The organism is Streptomyces sp. NPDC040589 (assembly GCF_055594445.1).
Window position 1 is genome coordinate 269,750 of sequence record NZ_JBVIWP010000009.1, and the last position, 14,018, is coordinate 283,767.

Below are 14,018 nucleotides of genomic sequence, written 5' to 3' on the forward strand. Positions count from 1 at the left end.
CTCTTGCCTCGTGCATGCTGAGCGCATGCTGCGTTCAGCCCTCGTGACGGCCCGCCGGCCGCGCGCCCACCGCATCGGACCCTGGCCGTCGGCCACCGGGTCGGCGGCGCGCTGCGGCGCGGGCGCCTGGCTGACGCAGCGGCGCGTGGTCGACTTCGGCCGCAGCGGCGCCATGCGCTGTCGCTGACCCTTCTCGCCCCCTTCGAGCGCGCCCCGCTTCGCCGCTCGATCGATGCCGCGCACTGCGCGCGGTCTCCGTACCGCCGTGCCGGCTCCCAACCGCCGTGGGGGCTCCGTACCGCCGTGCGCCGCTTCTCCCCTCCCGCCCACCGCACCGCCACGCCCTGCCCGGGCGTCGCCGCTGTCGATGAATCGAGTCACCATGAGCGCTTCTCAGCCTGTCCACTCCTGGGACGAACCCGAAGGAATCGCCCCGCGCGGCACCCTCGTCGTGCTCCCCGGCCGAGGTGAACACGGCGGTGTCTACGAGCGGTTCGGCCGCCGTATCGCCGCCGACGGGTACCGCGTACGGGCCCTGGGAGACGCCTCCCTGGACCCGGCGGCCGTCATCGACGCCGCGGCCAAGCTGCTGCGCGACGAGACGCTGCCCGGTCCGCGGGTGCTGGTCGGCTCCGACACCGGCGCGTCGTACGCCGCGACGCTGGCCGCCCGCGACACCCCCGGCCTGGACGCACTGATCCTCGCCGGCCTGCCGATGGGTACCGACGCGGGCACCACGGCGCCTGGCTGGGAAGGCGAACTGGAGCAGCGCACCGCCTGCCCCACGCACCGGGGCCGGCTGACCGACGACACCGCCTTCCGGCGGGGTGCTCTGGAGGAGCCCGCGGGACAGGAACTGCCCGCGCCGGACCGGATCTCCCTCCCGGTGCTCGGTCTGCACGGCGCCGAAGACGGCATCAGCCCCCTCGAAGAGGCCCGTCGCGTCTACAGCGCGCTCCCGGGCGCTGAGCTGGTGAGCCTGCTCGGGACCCGGCACGACGCCCTCAACGACGTCACCCACCGCACCGCCGCCGCAACCGTCGTGCTCTTCCTGGAGCGGCTGCGACTCTCCTCCGACCTGGCGCCCATCGCCGTCGCCGAGGACATCGCGTGACCGCGTTCGAGAGCCTCCCCGTGCTGACCAGCGCCGCCGAACTCGACCTCCTCGTGCGCACCGGTGATCCGGCCCCGGTCGTCCTCGACGTGCGGTGGAGGCTCGGCGATCCGCACGGCCGCGAGCACTACCTCAAGGAGCACATCCCCGGCGCCCGCTACGTCGACCTCGACACCGAGCTGGCCGCTCCCGCGACGCCGGACGGTGGCCGGCATCCGCTGCCGGACCCGGCGTCGCTGCAGGCCGCGGCGCGCCGCTGGGGGCTCTCCGCCGGGCGTCCGGTGGTGGTCTACGACGACAACGGCAACACCGCCGCCGCCCGCGCCTGGTGGCTGCTGCGCTGGGCCGGGGTCGAGCAGGTGCTCCTGCTGGACGGGGCCCTGGACGCCTGGCGAGCGGCGGGGCTCCCGACGGCGAGCGGCGAACCGGAGACGCCCGCGCCCGGCGACATCGTGCTCAGCCCGGGGCGGTTGCCCGTCCTGGACGCGGACGCGGCGGCCGAAGTCGCCCGTGGCGGCGTCCTGCTGGACGCACGGGCGGCGGAGCGGTACCGGGGAGAGGTCGAGCCGGTCGATCCGCGTGCCGGACACATCCCCGGTGCCCGCTCCGCCCCGACCGGCGACAACCTGGCGGCGGACGGCACCTTCCGTCCCGCCGAGGACCTCGCGCTGCGCTTCACGGCGCTGGGCGCCGACGACGCGACCGAGGTCGCCGTCTACTGCGGCTCCGGCGTCACGGCCGCCCACACCGTCGCGGCCCTGGCCCACGCCGGCATCCCGGCCGCCCTCTACGCCGGCTCCTGGTCCGCCTGGTCCGCCGACCCCGCACGCCCCGCAGCACAGGGAGAACAGCCGGGCTGACCCCCGCCTCCTCCCCCGTCCCCGACCGAGAGGCCGCCGCATGCCCTCCCCGCACTCCGCCGTGTCGGAAACCTCACCGCCGACACACGGGTCCGCACCACCGACGACACACACCGCACAAGAAGCCGCGGCGCCCACCGGACCGGCGCGGCCGCCTCGCCCCACCGCCACGAAGAACGCCCGCCCCGGCACCCCGCGCAAGCGGTCCCGCTTCCGTGTACCGCGTGGCGTGCGCCGGGCCTCCGGGCCCCTGGGGCTGGTGCTGGTCTGGTTCCTGGCGAGCGCCACGGGCGTACTGCCCGAGTCAGTGCTGGCCTCCCCCGTGGACGTCGTCCAGCGGGCCGCCGACCTGATCGGCACCGGTGAACTGCCGCAGGCCATCGCCGCGTCCGGCCGCCGCGCCGCTACCGGGTTCCTCATCGGTGCGACCGTCGCGCTCGCGCTGTCGCTCACCGCGGGGCTGTTCCGGCTCGGCGAGGACGTCATCGACGCGTCGATGGGCATGTTCCGGGCCATCCCGTGGGTGGGCCTGATCCCGCTGTTCATCGTCTGGTTCGGCATCGACGAGACCCCGAAGATCGCGCTGGTCGCGCTCGGCGTCACCTACCCGCTGTACTTCAACATCTACGGCGGCATCCGCTCCGCCGACTCCCAGCTCATCGAGGCCGGACGCATGGCGGGGCTCGGCCGCATCGGTCTGATCCGGTACGTGATCCTGCCGTCCGCGCTGCCCGGCGCCCTGGTCGGCCTGCGCTACGCGCTGTCCACCGCCTGGCTCGCGCTGGTCTTCGCCGAGCAGGTCAACGCGGACGCCGGCATCGGCTATCTGATGAGCAACGCCCAGCAGTACTTCCAGACCGACGTCATCGTCCTGTGCCTGGCCGTCTACGCGGTGCTGGGGCTGCTGTGCGACTTCGCCGTGCGGCTGCTGTCGCGGCGGCTGCTGGCCTGGCGGGCCTCGTTCGACGGCGAAGGAGCGTGAGAGAGCGATGAGCACGACTGCGAGCACGACGGTGAGCACTCAGGTGGAGGTATGCGGCCTGAGCCGCGCCTTCGACGACAAGACCGTCATCGACGATCTCGATCTCACCATCCGTCAGGGCGAGTTCGTCGCCCTGCTCGGGCACAGCGGCTGCGGGAAGTCGACCCTGCTGAAGATCCTCGCCGGGCTGGACAGCGAGACCGAGGGCGAGGTCACCGTGCCCGAACGCCGCTCGGTGGCCTTCCAGTCGCCGCGGCTGATGCCCTGGCTGCGGGTGTGGCGCAACGTGGTGCTCGGCCTGCCCCGCTCCAAGGACCGGTCGCTCGCCGAGCGCTATCTGGCCGAGGTCGGCATCGAGGAGTACGCGGGCCGCTGGCCCAAGACCCTCTCCGGCGGCCAGGCGCAGCGCGTGTCGCTGGCCCGGGCGCTGGTCCGCGAGCCCGAACTGCTCCTGCTGGACGAGCCGTTCGGCGCCCTGGACGCCCTCACCCGCGGCCGGGCGCAGCGGCTGGTGGCCGACCTGTGGCAGCGGCACGGCTGCTCGGTGCTGCTGGTCACCCACGACGTGGAGGAGGCGCTGCTGCTGGCCGACCGGGTCCTGGTGATGGACGGCGGACGGATCGCCTACGAAGCCGAGGTCGGCCTGGAGCGGCCCCGCGCGCTCGGCTCCCCGGACTTCGTACGGCTGCGCGGCGAACTGCTGCACCGGCTCGGCGTCCACGACGCCTCGGCGCCTCGCGAAGAGGCCACGACATGACCGACAGGAACGGCACCCACCTCATGACCCGCACGATCACGCGCCGCACCCTCGGCGCCGCCCTCTCCCTGACCGCCCTGCTCGCCACCACCGCCTGCGGCGGCAACAGTGAGGCCGCCTCCGACGGGAGCGGCTCACAGACTCTCACCATCGGCGACCAGGCCAAGAACCTGCAGACGCTGTTCAACGCCTCCGGCGCCCTCAAGGGGACGTCGTACAAGGTCAAGTGGGCCGAGTTCGAGGGGGCAGCGCCGCTCTTCCAGGCCGTGCAGGCCGGGGCCGCCGACACCTCGTACGCCGCCGATCTGCCCACGCTCCAGGCGCTGTCGGGAGGTGTGCCGGTGAAGGCGGTGGGCGCGCTGCGCAACGACGGCACGCACACCGGGATCGTGGTCCGCGGGAACTCGTCGGTGAAGAGCGTCAAGGACCTCAAGGGCAAGAAGGTCGTGGTCTCCTCGGCCAAGGGGTCCATCGCCGAGTACCTGCTCGCGCACGTGCTGCAGCAGGCCGGGCTGAAGTACTCCGACGTCAAGGTGCAGTACCTGCTGCCGACGGACGCGCAGGCCGCGTTCACCTCCGGCAAGGTCGAGGCCTGGGCGACCTTCGGGGTCTACAAGGCCGTCGCCGAGCAGCAGGGCGGCCGCCTCCTGGTCAACGGCGCCGACGGGCGGGTGAGCGGCTACGGCTTCATCGGCGCCTCCGAGAAGGCACTGGCCGACAAGGACAAGAAGGCCGCCATCGCCGACTATCTCCGCCGCCTGGACAAGGCCCTGGCCTGGTCGCGCAAGCACCCGGACGACTACGCCAAGGCCATCCAGCGCAACAACGGCGCCTCCCCCGCGATCGCGAAGACGCTGGTGAGCCAGGCCAACGGCGAGCTGCTGCCGGTGAATTCGCAGGTCGTCGACGCCGTGCAGAAGGTCGGCGACACCATGCACGGCATCGGTGTCCTCACCCCGAACCCGACCGTCGCCGACCACGTCGACTCCAGCCTCGTCAAGGAATGAGCCCCGCCATGCCCGTCGAGTTCATCAGCGCCGTCCACCCCAACCCCGCCACCGAGGGCGACCCCACCGCGGGCACGGGCATCGACGTCGACTACGCCCGCCGCTACGCCCGCGCCCTGGACGACGGCGGCTTCGACTACACCCTCGTCACCTACCACTCGGCCTCGCCCGACGCGCTGCAGCTGGCGCAGTTCGTGGCGAACCACACCGAGCGCATCAAGCCCGTCCTCGCCCACCGCCCCGGCGTGGTCTTCCCGACCCACGCGGCCCGTGCCCTGGCCACCCTGGACCGGATCAGCAAGGGCCGTCTGGCGGTGCACATCATCTCCGGCGGCAACGACGAGGAGCAGCGCCGCGAGGGCGACTACCTGAGCAAGGGCGAGCGGTACGCGCGCTCCGACGAGTACATCCGGATCCTGCGCGAGGTGTGGGCGGCCGGCGGGCCCGTCTCGCACGAGGGCCCGTACTACCGCTTCGAGGGCTTCCGCTCCGATGTCACCCCGTACCACGGCACGATCCCCATCTCGGTGGGCGGCTCCTCGGAGGACGCCTACCGGGTGGGCGGGCAGCAGGGCGACATCTTCGGGCTGTGGGGCGAGCCGCTGAAGGAGACCGCCGAGCAGATCGCGGCGGTGAACACCTACGCCGACGCCGCCGGCCGGCCCCGCCCGCGCATCTGGGTCTCCTTCCGCCCGATCATCGCGCCCACCGACGAGCTGGCGTGGGAGAAGGCGCACCGCGTCCTCGGCACGATCACCACGAACCACGAGGAGCGGGCCAAGCGGCGCCACTATCCGGCCCTCGGCCAGGGCACCCCGGCCAACGTGGGTTCGCAGCGGCTGCTGGCCGTCGCCGAACGCGGCGAGGTCCACGACCGCTGCCTGTGGACCGCGCCGGCCACGGCCACCAACGCCGCCGGCGCCTCCACGGCACTGGTCGGCTCCCCCGAGACGGTCGCCAAGGCGCTGCTCGACTACGTCGACATCGGCTGCGAGCTGCTGTCCATCCGTGGCTACGACCCGCTCAACGACGCGATCGACTACGCCCGGCACGTCCTGCCGCTGGTCCGCCAGGAGCTGGCGCACCGGGCCGCCTCGGGAGCGGCCGCGTGAGGCGGGCGGGGCGCGCGCTCGCTCTCGCCACCGTCGTCCTGTCCGTGACCGCCCTGACCGGCTGCGGCGGCTCGGCGGGAGCGGAGGGCAACGGGCAGGGGTCCTCCGTCACCCTGCGCGTCGGCGCGACGGGCTGGAAGGGCGAGGAGGCCCTGCTGAGGTTCGCCGGCCTGGACGACACGCCGTACGAGGTGCAGTGGAGCCTGTTCCAGGGCGGTGACAAGCAGTTGGAGGCCGTACGGGCGGGCGCGTTGGACGTGGCCAGCTCGAGCGAGATCCCGCCGGTCTTCGCGGCGGCCGACGGGAAGCCCAACTTCAAGGTCGTCGCCGTACAGCGCGGCAACACCCTCAACCAGGAGGTGGTGGCTCCCAAGGGCTCCGAGGTCACCTCGATCGCGCAGCTGAAGGGGAAGAAGGTCGGCTACGTCAAGAACACCACCGCCCACTACTTCCTGTACGAGCTGCTGAAACGGGCCGGACTCGGCTGGGACGACATCACCGCCGCCCCGCTGGAGCCGGACAAGGCGCTCGCCGCACTCAACGGCGGCTCCGTCGATGCCTTCGCCGGATACGGGAACTCGATCATCGCCGCCCGGCAGCAGGGCGCGCGCACGATCGGCTCCGGCAAGGGCGTCCTCTCCGGCAACTTCCTGTGGACGGCCTCCGACGACACCCTCGGCGACAAGGCCGAGCGCGAGGCGCTGACCGATCTGCTCGCCCGGCTCGACCAGGCGAACGCGTATGTCCGCGACGGGCGTGAGAAGGAGTACGCGAAGGTCATCGCCACCGCGACCCACCAGCCGGTGGACCAGGCGCTGGAGGAGTACAGCGAGGGGCAGGCGCAGCGGAAGACCGAGGTGCGGCCGGTGAGTGCCCGGGCCACCGCCTCCCAGCAGGAGGTCGCCGACGCCTTCCGGGACCTCGGCGCGCTCAAGCAGGGGCTGAAGGTGAGCGGCTTCTGGAGCGACCGGCTGAACGCCCCGCTGCGGAAGGAGCTCGCCCGATGACCACCGGTCTGCTGCTCCGCGCCCCCGGCCTGGGAGCCCTGCCCGAGGTCACGGAACGGCTCGCCGCCACCGCCGCCGCTCACGACCGCGGCGGCACCTTCCCCGCCGAGGGGATCCGCGCCGCGTACGAGGCGGGGCTCCTCACGGCCACCGTCGGCGCCCGGTACGGCGGGCCGGGGCTTGGAGTCCCGGACACTGCCCGGATCCTGCACGCGCTCGGCGAGGGCGACCCGTCGGTGGCGCTGATCGCCGCGATGAGCCTCACCGTCCACCACCGCCAGGCCGTACGGCCGCACTGGCCGGAGGAGCTGTACGGGCAGGTGCTGTCCGAGGCGGCTCACCGCCCGGTGCTCCTCAACCATGTACGGGTGGAGCCCGAGCTCGGCTCTCCCGCGCGCGGCGGGCTGCCCGCGACGGTGGCCCGGCGCACGGCCACCGGCTGGTCCCTCACCGGCCGCAAACGCTTCGCCACCGGTGTGGAAGGGCTGGACTGGCTGCTGGTCTGGGCGACCACGGACGAACCCACCCCGCGCGTGGGCACGTTCGCCGTGCCCGGCACGGCCCCCGGCATCGAGATCACCCACCGCTGGGACCATCTGGGGCTGCGGGCCAGCGGCAGCCACGACATCGCACTGCACGACGTGGAGATCCCGGCCGGGAACGTGGTGGAGATCGCCCCGCACGGAGCGGGCGCGGAGCAGGACAACCGGGCCGGCGCCGCCCTCCATCTCCCGCTCGCCGCCCTCTACCTGGGCGTGGCCCGGGCCGCGCAGAAGTGTTTCCACCGGTTCGCGCACGAACGGGTCCCCGCCAATCTCGGCCACCCGGTGGCCCGCACGGAGCGCTTCCGTCGCGCCGCGGGCGAGATCGCGCTGCGGCTCGACTCCGCCGAACAGCTGGTGTTCGCCGGTGCCGAGCGGGTGGAGGCGGCCGACGACACCTATACGCCCGAACAGGCCCTGGGCGCCCGCGTCCTGGCCGACCGGCACGCCACCGAGGCCGTCGCACTGGCCGTGCGGCTGCTCGGCAACCCGGGGCTGACCCGCGACAACCCCCTGGAGCGCCACTTCAGGGATGTCCAGTGCGCCCCGGTGCACGCCCCGCAGGAGGACACGGCCCTGCTCGCCATCGGAGCGCGGGCACTGGAAACGGGCCGGTCCGGCCACTCCTAGGCGCCCCTCACCTCGTACGCAGAGAGAACGGTTTCATGACACTTCCCCACACCGGTCCCTCGGCCGCGCGGCTCCTCGCCGTGCTCCGCCGCGAACTGCCCGAGGGTGCGCTCGGCATCGGGCCCGAGGCCACCGCGCCGTACGCCGCCGACCGCTCGGGCAGCCGCCCGGACGGGGAGCCGCTGGCGGTCGTGCACGCCACCCGGGCCGAGCACGTACAGACCGCGCTGCGGCACGCGCACGAGCTGCGGGTGCCGGTCGTGCCGCGCGGGGCGGGCACCGGGCTGTCCGGCGGGGCGAACGCGGGGGCGGGCAGTGTCGTCGTCGACCTGTCGCGGATGAACCGGATCCTCGAACTGAGCCCCGAGGAACAGACCGCCGTCGTGGAGCCGGGCGTCATCACCGCCGAACTGGACCGTGCGGCGGGCGAGTTCGCACTGCGCTACGCGCCCGACCCGGCGAGCGCGGCGATCTCCACGGTGGGCGGGAACATCGCGACCAACGCGGGCGGGCTGCGCTGCGCCAAGTACGGGGTGACCCGGGACGCCGTCCTCGGGCTGGACGCGGTGCTCGCCGACGGAACGCTGATACGGACCGGTCGGCGCACCGTCAAGGGAGTCACCGGCTACGACCTGACGGCGCTGCTCACCGGCTCCGAGGGCACCCTGGGTGTGATCACCGCCGCGACGGTACGGCTGCGGCCGGTACCGGAGTCGACCGCCACCGTCGCCGCGTACTTCGACACCTTCGCCGAGGGTGCCGAGGCCGTGTCCGCGCTCACCGCCGCCCACGTCGAGCCCGCGATGGCCGAGCTGCTGGACGGTCCGGTCCTGGCGGCCGTGGACGCGGCCCAGGGCACGGACCTGCGGTCGCGGGGCGGTGCGCTGCTGCTTCTGCAGTGCGACGGGCGGGCCGCGGAAGCGGAGGCTGAGGCGGCGGTACGGCTGCTGCGGAAGCATGCGGCGTCCGTCGAGACCACCACCGACCCGGTGGAGGCGGACCGGCTCCTCACCGCCCGCAGGCTCGTCCTGCCCTCCCTGGAACGCCTCGGCCGGGTGCTGATCGAGGACATCGCGGTACCCAGGGCACAACTCGCCCCGGCGGTCCGGGAGATCGCGGCCATCGCCGAGCGTCACGACGTACGGATCTTCACCTTCGCCCACGCCGCCGACGGCAATCTCCACCCCATCCTCGTCCTCGACCCCGACTCCCCCGACGTCCCGGAGGCGGCCTGGCAGGCGGCGAGCGACATCTTCGCCACCGCGCTGCGCCTGGGCGGCACGCTCACCGGCGAGCACGGAGTGGGGACGCTCAAGCGACGCTGGCTCGCCCAGGAACTCGGCGCCGAGCAGCACGCGCTGCAGCGACGCGTCAAGGCGGCCTTCGACCCGCACCACGTCCTCAACCCCGGCAAGGCTCTCTGACCACCCGTCAATCCCGGCGGGTCGCGGCTGACTCCCGCTCCCGGGCGGCCAGTTCGCGGTACTCGGCCGCCGGGTGGTCGGCCCGGACACGGGGTCCGCCGCCCGGGCCGTGCAGGCGTTCACGCAGCGTGGTGCCGGTGGGCGTGTCCGGGAGCCGGCCGCGTTCGCGCAGCTCGGGCACGACCAGGTCGACGAAGTCGGCGAAGGTGCCGGGCGTCACGGCGTAGGCGAGGTTGAAGCCGTCGATGTCCGCCTCCTCCACCCAGCGTTCCAGTTCATCGGCGACCGTGGCCGGGGACCCCACCACCACCGGGCCGATACCGCCGATCCCCAGGTAGCGGGCTACGTCGTCGGGGGTCCAGCGACGGGTCGGATCGGCGGTGGAGAAGATCGCGAGTGCGGAGCGGACGGCGTCGGTGTCGACGTACTCCAAGGGCTGGTCCGGCGCGAGTTCGGACAGGTCGAGGCCGCTCCAGCCGCCGTAGAGCGCGAGGGCGCCCTCGTAGGAGGCGTAGGAGATCAGGTCGGCGTACTTGGCCTGGGCCTCCTCGTCGGTGGGGGCGGTGATCGCGGTGAGCAGGATGAAGATCTTGACGCTGTACGGGTCGCGGCCCTCGGCGGCGGCCTTGGCCCGGATGTCGTCGACGACGCGGCGGGTCGCCTGCGGATTGACGGCGTTGATGAAGACGCCCTCGCCGTGCCGGGCGGCGAAGGCCCGGCCGCGCGGGGAGGCGCCGGCCTGGAAGACGACCGGGGTGCGCTGCGGCGACGGCTCGGACAGGAACACGCCCGGCACGGTGAAGTGGCGGCCCTTGTGGGCGATGTCCCGGATGCGGGCGGGGTCGGTGAAGACGCCCCGTTCCCGGTCGCGGACGACCGCGTCGTCGTCCCAGGAGTACTCCCACAGCTTGTAGCAGACCTCGAGGAACTCCTCGGCGACCTCGTAGCGGTCGTCGTGCCCGACCTGTTCACCGAGCCCCAGATTGCGGGCGGCGCTCTCGAGGTAGGAGGTGACGACGTTCCACGCGATCCGGCCCTTGGTCAGGTGGTCGAGAGTGGTGAGGGTGCGGGCGAGCTTGTACGGCTGCTCGTAGGTGAGGGACACGGTGACACCGAAGCTCAGACGCTCGGTCACCGCGGCCATGGCGGAGACGGCGGGCAGCGGGTCGGACAGCGGGATCTGCGCGCCCTGGCGGACGGCGGCGTCACGCGAGCCCTGATAGACGTCGTACGCGCCGAGCACGTCGGCGATGAAGAGCGAGTCGAAGCCGCCGCGCTCCAGCAGCCGCGCCAGGCCGGTCCAGTAGGCGAGGTCGGTGTAGCGGTGCGCCTGGTCGTCGGGGTGCCGCCACAGGCCGGGCGACTGGTGGCCGACGCAGGCCATGTCGAAGGCGTTCAGATGGATGCGGCGGGTCATTTCAGGGCTCCGGAGGACAGACCGGCGACGAGCCGGCGCTGGGCGGCCACGGCCAGGACGTAGACGGGCGCGATGCCGATGAGGGAGACGACGGCCTGCTGGCCGAACTCGACGTTCTTGTCGCCCTGGAAGAGGGAGAGCAGCACCGGCAGGGTCTGCGCACTGCTGTCCTGGGCGAAGCTGAGGGCGAAGAGGAACTCGTTGTAGCTGAGGAAGAAGCAGATCAGCGCGGCGGCCGCGACACCCGGCGCGATGAGCGGCAGGACGACGCGCCGCAGGCTCGCCCAGGGGCCGAGTCCGTCGAGCCAGGCGGCCTCCTCGATCTCCTTCGGCACCTTCCGTACGAAGCCGTCCAGCAGCCAGATCGCCACCGGCACGTTCGCCAGACCGTCCACCAGGGCGAGCCCGGTGACGGTGTTGTTCAGCTCCAGGTTCCGCAGCAGATAGAACAGCGGCAGGACGGCCACGACGGGCGGCGCGCAGTAGCTGGACAGCACCAGGGTCGCGAGCCTGCCCCCACGGCGTCCGGCCCGCGCGGTGAAGTACGCGCCCGGTACGGCGATCAGCAGCGTGAGCATGACGGAACCGGCCGCGACCGTCCAGGAGTTGACGATGTAGTGGCCGACCTCGACGGCCCGGAAGGTGTCGGGCCAGTTCCGCCAGAACAGGCGGGAGGGCAGCAGTCCGCCGTTGAGGACGTCGTCGCGGGAGCGGACGGAGAGTGAGGCGACGTACAGCAGCGGTACGGCCATGAGCAGGGCGATGACCGTGAGCAGCGCGGTGAGTCCGGTGGGGCGGCGGCGCCCGGCGGTGCGGCGCGGGGGCTTCTGGGGCGCGGGCTCGGCCGCCACCTCTTCCCGTACGGCTTCGAGTGTGGTCACGCCGCCACCTCCTCGTACTTCTCGCGGCGTATCGCCACCAGGCTCGTGACCAGGCCGATCAGCAGGGAGAACAGCACGGTCGCGGCTGCCGCGCCGCCGACGTCGAACTCCTGCAGCGCGGTGCGCTGGATGTCGTACGTGCTCGTGGTGGTCGAGAAGCCGGGGCCGCCGGCCGTCACGACGTAGACGATGTCGAAGACCTTGAAGCCGATCACGAGTTTGAGCAGCAGGACGGACAGCAGCGTCGGTTCGATGTACGGCAGGACGATCGAGCGGAGGGTGCGCGAGCGGCCGGCGCCGTCGAGGGCGGCGGCCTCGCGCAGCTCGTCCGGTACGCCGAGGAGAGCGGCGTACACGAGCAGCATCACGAAGGGTGTCCACTGCCAGCTGTCGATGACGACGAGGGTGGTGAAGGCTCCCGTACTGCTGCCGAGCGGGTTCACGCCGGGCAGTCCCAGCGCGTGCAGGACGCCGTTGAGGGCGCCGCCGACCGGGGCCAGCAGCAGCTTCCACGCCACGCCGACCATGACGGGCGGCGTGACCAGCGGCAGCAGCAGAAGGGTGCCCAGCAAGCCGGGGCGGGTGGCCCGGGCGCGCAGCAGGAGCGCGAGGGCGGTGCCCAGCACCAGTTGCACGGCGGCGGCGAGCACCGCGAAGAGCACCGACCGCCACAGCGAGCCGGTGAACGACTGGCTCTCCAGCGCGGTACGGAAGTTGTCGAACCCGGTCCAGCGTCGCAAGGGCCGGGCGAGGGTGGAGTCGGTGAAGGCCAGGCCGATGACGTAGACGAGCGGGTAGGCGGCGAAGACCGCGAGGAAGACCACGGACGGCGCGGCGAGCGCCCCGGGGACCCGGGCGGCCGGCCTGGCTGTCATCCGGACGCTCCCTTGAGTTCCTTGGCCCAGGCGCGCTGCGTGTTCCCCAGGGCGGTCTTCGCGCTCTGCTTGCCCTGCAGGCCGAGCGCGAGTTCGTCCACGAGGGTCTGGAGCAGGTCGGGTGCCTTGGGCACGGTCGGCCAGGGCAGCGGGTCGCCCGCGAGGCCGGTGCGGACGGCCTCGTAGGAGTCGGGCGAGTTCTTGCGGAACGCCGAGGAGCTGAGGGTGCTGGTGCGGATCGGGTCGGCGCCCGCGTCGGGCCGGGCGAGCACGAGGAGGTTCTGCTGTGCGGCGGTGGCCCACTTGATGAAGGCGGCGGCGGCCTCCTTCTGCTTCGACGCCGTGGACACCGCCAGTCCGAAGCCCGCGTCGAGCGAGGTACGGGGCTTGGTGTTGTCGCCGCCGACCGGGAGCGTGGTGACGGCCCACTTGTCGACGACCTTCGACTGCCCCGGGTCCTGGGCGCGCTTGGCGAAGTCGGTCCAGAAGTCGAGCATGGCGCCCTTGCCGTCGAGGAAGGCGGGCAGCGCCTGGTCGAAGCCGATCTGCAGCGGGGTGGGCAGCGCGCTGGGCGCGGCGTCGAACAGCACCTGCGCGGCCTCGATCGCCTCCGGGGTGTCGAGGGTGGGCGCGCCCGACGCGTCGAGGAACGAACCGCCGTACCCGGCGAGGCGGTTGGCGAAGGCGCAGCCGAGGATCACGGGGACCTGCTGGGCCTCGATGATGGTGCCGTAGTACTTGCCCTTGGCGTCCTTGGTGATCTTCGCGGCGATGTCGTTGTACTCCGCCCAGGCGCGGGGTGCCTCGACCTTGTGCCGTTCGAAGATCTCGGTGTTGTAGAAGAGGATGTGGGTGTCGCCGTCGTAGGGAAGGCCCCAGCGCTTGCCGTCGTAGCGGGTGTAGGTGTCGTACAGGGACGGCAGGAAGTCGCTCTCCTCGATGTCCTTGTGCGCCTTGATGTACGCGGTGAGGTCCTCGATGACGCCGCCCTCGGCGAGGGTGCCGACGGCCGCGTACCAGTACATGAAGACGTCGAACTGGCCCGCCCCGGACTGCACGTCGAGCACGGCCTTCGCCGTGAGCTTGTCGTACGGCACGGGTGTCACCGACAGCTTGGCGCCGGTGGCCTCCTCGAAGGGCTTGCTCAGGTACTTGAACGACAGGGCGTTCGGCTGGTTGGCGAGGATCTTGAGGGTGACCCCGTCGAGGTCGGGCTTGGCGGTCGGGTCGAGCGCGGCGGCCTCGGAGGAGCCGCAGGCGGTCAGGAGCGGGCCGGCCGCGGCGAGGGCCGCCGCACCGCCGGCGGCGCGCAGCAGGTGTCTGCGGGAGAGCGGGGAACGCGGGAGGCGCGGGGGCGGGGTCATGGGGTGGTTCTCCTGGCTTCTTCTTACCTGCTCTTGGGTGGAGAGA

At 72.7% G+C, this 14,018-nt stretch carries 14 protein-coding genes; 10 read left to right on the top strand and 4 right to left on the bottom strand.

Annotated elements, in window-relative coordinates:
- Positions 1-25: 25 nt before the first annotated feature.
- The 10 genes from ACZ58V_RS32995 (at position 26) to ACZ58V_RS33040 (ending at position 9,435) form a co-directional block, all read left to right on the top strand.
- A complete protein-coding gene (locus tag ACZ58V_RS32995) occupies positions 26-187 on the top strand; it encodes a hypothetical protein (RefSeq protein ID WP_184586773.1) in 162 nt (53 codons plus the stop codon).
- A 195-nt stretch (positions 188-382) separates the two neighbouring features.
- Positions 383-1,114, top strand: a complete 732-nt coding sequence (locus tag ACZ58V_RS33000) for an alpha/beta hydrolase (RefSeq protein WP_471294678.1) — start codon at positions 383-385, stop codon at positions 1,112-1,114.
- Entirely contained in the window at positions 1,111-1,974 is an 864-nt protein-coding gene (locus ACZ58V_RS33005) for a sulfurtransferase (RefSeq protein ID WP_471294679.1), read from the top strand. The genes ACZ58V_RS33000 and ACZ58V_RS33005 overlap by 4 nt, the downstream gene beginning before the upstream one ends.
- A 40-nt stretch (positions 1,975-2,014) precedes the next feature.
- The gene (locus tag ACZ58V_RS33010) at positions 2,015-2,956 is read left to right on the top strand and encodes an ABC transporter permease (RefSeq protein WP_468195847.1); all 942 of its coding nucleotides are present in this window, start codon (positions 2,015-2,017) and stop codon (positions 2,954-2,956) included.
- Positions 2,957-2,963: 7 nt separating this feature from the next.
- The gene (locus tag ACZ58V_RS33015; RefSeq protein WP_471294681.1) at positions 2,964-3,713 is read left to right on the top strand and encodes an ABC transporter ATP-binding protein; all 750 of its coding nucleotides are present in this window, start codon (positions 2,964-2,966) and stop codon (positions 3,711-3,713) included.
- Complete coding sequence (locus tag ACZ58V_RS33020) at positions 3,710-4,720, top strand: ABC transporter substrate-binding protein (protein WP_468195851.1); 1,011 nt, start codon at positions 3,710-3,712, stop codon at positions 4,718-4,720. Before ACZ58V_RS33015 ends, ACZ58V_RS33020 begins: the two co-directional genes overlap by 4 nt.
- 8 nt (positions 4,721-4,728) lie before the next feature.
- Positions 4,729-5,832: an LLM class flavin-dependent oxidoreductase gene (locus ACZ58V_RS33025; protein ID WP_471294683.1), complete on the top strand. Its 1,104-nt coding sequence runs from the start codon at positions 4,729-4,731 to the stop codon at positions 5,830-5,832.
- Positions 5,829-6,839: an ABC transporter substrate-binding protein gene (locus tag ACZ58V_RS33030; RefSeq protein ID WP_468195855.1), complete on the top strand. Its 1,011-nt coding sequence runs from the start codon at positions 5,829-5,831 to the stop codon at positions 6,837-6,839. Before ACZ58V_RS33025 ends, ACZ58V_RS33030 begins: the two co-directional genes overlap by 4 nt.
- A complete protein-coding gene (locus ACZ58V_RS33035) occupies positions 6,836-8,011 on the top strand; it encodes an acyl-CoA dehydrogenase family protein (RefSeq protein ID WP_471294685.1) in 1,176 nt (391 codons plus the stop codon). Before ACZ58V_RS33030 ends, ACZ58V_RS33035 begins: the two co-directional genes overlap by 4 nt.
- A gap of 35 nt (positions 8,012-8,046) precedes the next feature.
- The gene (locus ACZ58V_RS33040) at positions 8,047-9,435 is read left to right on the top strand and encodes an FAD-binding oxidoreductase (protein ID WP_471294688.1); all 1,389 of its coding nucleotides are present in this window, start codon (positions 8,047-8,049) and stop codon (positions 9,433-9,435) included.
- Positions 9,436-9,442: 7 nt separating this feature from the next.
- Here the strand turns inward: ACZ58V_RS33040 and ACZ58V_RS33045 are convergent, their stop codons facing one another.
- The 4 genes from ACZ58V_RS33045 to ACZ58V_RS33060 are packed head-to-tail and all read right to left on the bottom strand — an operon-like array spanning position 9,443 to position 13,972.
- Positions 9,443-10,852 (bottom strand): LLM class flavin-dependent oxidoreductase, encoded by a 1,410-nt coding sequence (locus ACZ58V_RS33045; RefSeq protein ID WP_471294691.1) that lies wholly within the window; start codon positions 10,850-10,852, stop codon positions 9,443-9,445.
- The gene (locus ACZ58V_RS33050; RefSeq protein ID WP_471294692.1) at positions 10,849-11,733 is read right to left on the bottom strand and encodes a carbohydrate ABC transporter permease; all 885 of its coding nucleotides are present in this window, start codon (positions 11,731-11,733) and stop codon (positions 10,849-10,851) included. The genes ACZ58V_RS33045 and ACZ58V_RS33050 overlap by 4 nt, the downstream gene beginning before the upstream one ends.
- Positions 11,730-12,608 carry a carbohydrate ABC transporter permease gene (locus ACZ58V_RS33055; RefSeq protein ID WP_468195865.1) on the bottom strand — a complete coding sequence of 293 codons (879 nt, stop codon included), beginning with the start codon at positions 12,606-12,608 and terminating at the stop codon, positions 11,730-11,732. Before ACZ58V_RS33055 ends, ACZ58V_RS33050 begins: the two co-directional genes overlap by 4 nt.
- Positions 12,605-13,972, bottom strand: coding sequence for an ABC transporter substrate-binding protein (locus tag ACZ58V_RS33060; protein WP_471294694.1), 1,368 nt, complete (start codon positions 13,970-13,972; stop codon positions 12,605-12,607). The genes ACZ58V_RS33055 and ACZ58V_RS33060 overlap by 4 nt, the downstream gene beginning before the upstream one ends.
- Positions 13,973-14,018: the final 46 nt, after the last annotated feature.

Bases quoted from the DNA above. Each gene is read 5' to 3' on its own strand.
- ACZ58V_RS32995 (WP_184586773.1), top strand. From the start codon at position 26: ATGCTGCGTTCAGCCCTCGTGACGGCCCGCCGGCCGCGCGCCCACCGC.
- ACZ58V_RS33055 (WP_468195865.1), bottom strand. From the start codon at position 12,608: ATGACAGCCAGGCCGGCCGCCCGGGTCCCCGGGGCGCTCGCCGCGCCG.
- ACZ58V_RS33040 (WP_471294688.1), top strand. From the start codon at position 8,047: ATGACACTTCCCCACACCGGTCCCTCGGCCGCGCGGCTCCTCGCCGTG.
- ACZ58V_RS33010 (WP_468195847.1), top strand. From the start codon at position 2,015: ATGCCCTCCCCGCACTCCGCCGTGTCGGAAACCTCACCGCCGACACAC.
- ACZ58V_RS33045 (WP_471294691.1), bottom strand. From the start codon at position 10,852: ATGACCCGCCGCATCCATCTGAACGCCTTCGACATGGCCTGCGTCGGC.
- ACZ58V_RS33020 (WP_468195851.1), top strand. From the start codon at position 3,710: ATGACCGACAGGAACGGCACCCACCTCATGACCCGCACGATCACGCGC.
- ACZ58V_RS33025 (WP_471294683.1), top strand. From the start codon at position 4,729: ATGCCCGTCGAGTTCATCAGCGCCGTCCACCCCAACCCCGCCACCGAG.
- ACZ58V_RS33060 (WP_471294694.1), bottom strand. From the start codon at position 13,972: ATGACCCCGCCCCCGCGCCTCCCGCGTTCCCCGCTCTCCCGCAGACAC.
- ACZ58V_RS33015 (WP_471294681.1), top strand. From the start codon at position 2,964: ATGAGCACGACTGCGAGCACGACGGTGAGCACTCAGGTGGAGGTATGC.
- ACZ58V_RS33035 (WP_471294685.1), top strand. From the start codon at position 6,836: ATGACCACCGGTCTGCTGCTCCGCGCCCCCGGCCTGGGAGCCCTGCCC.
- ACZ58V_RS33000 (WP_471294678.1), top strand. From the start codon at position 383: ATGAGCGCTTCTCAGCCTGTCCACTCCTGGGACGAACCCGAAGGAATC.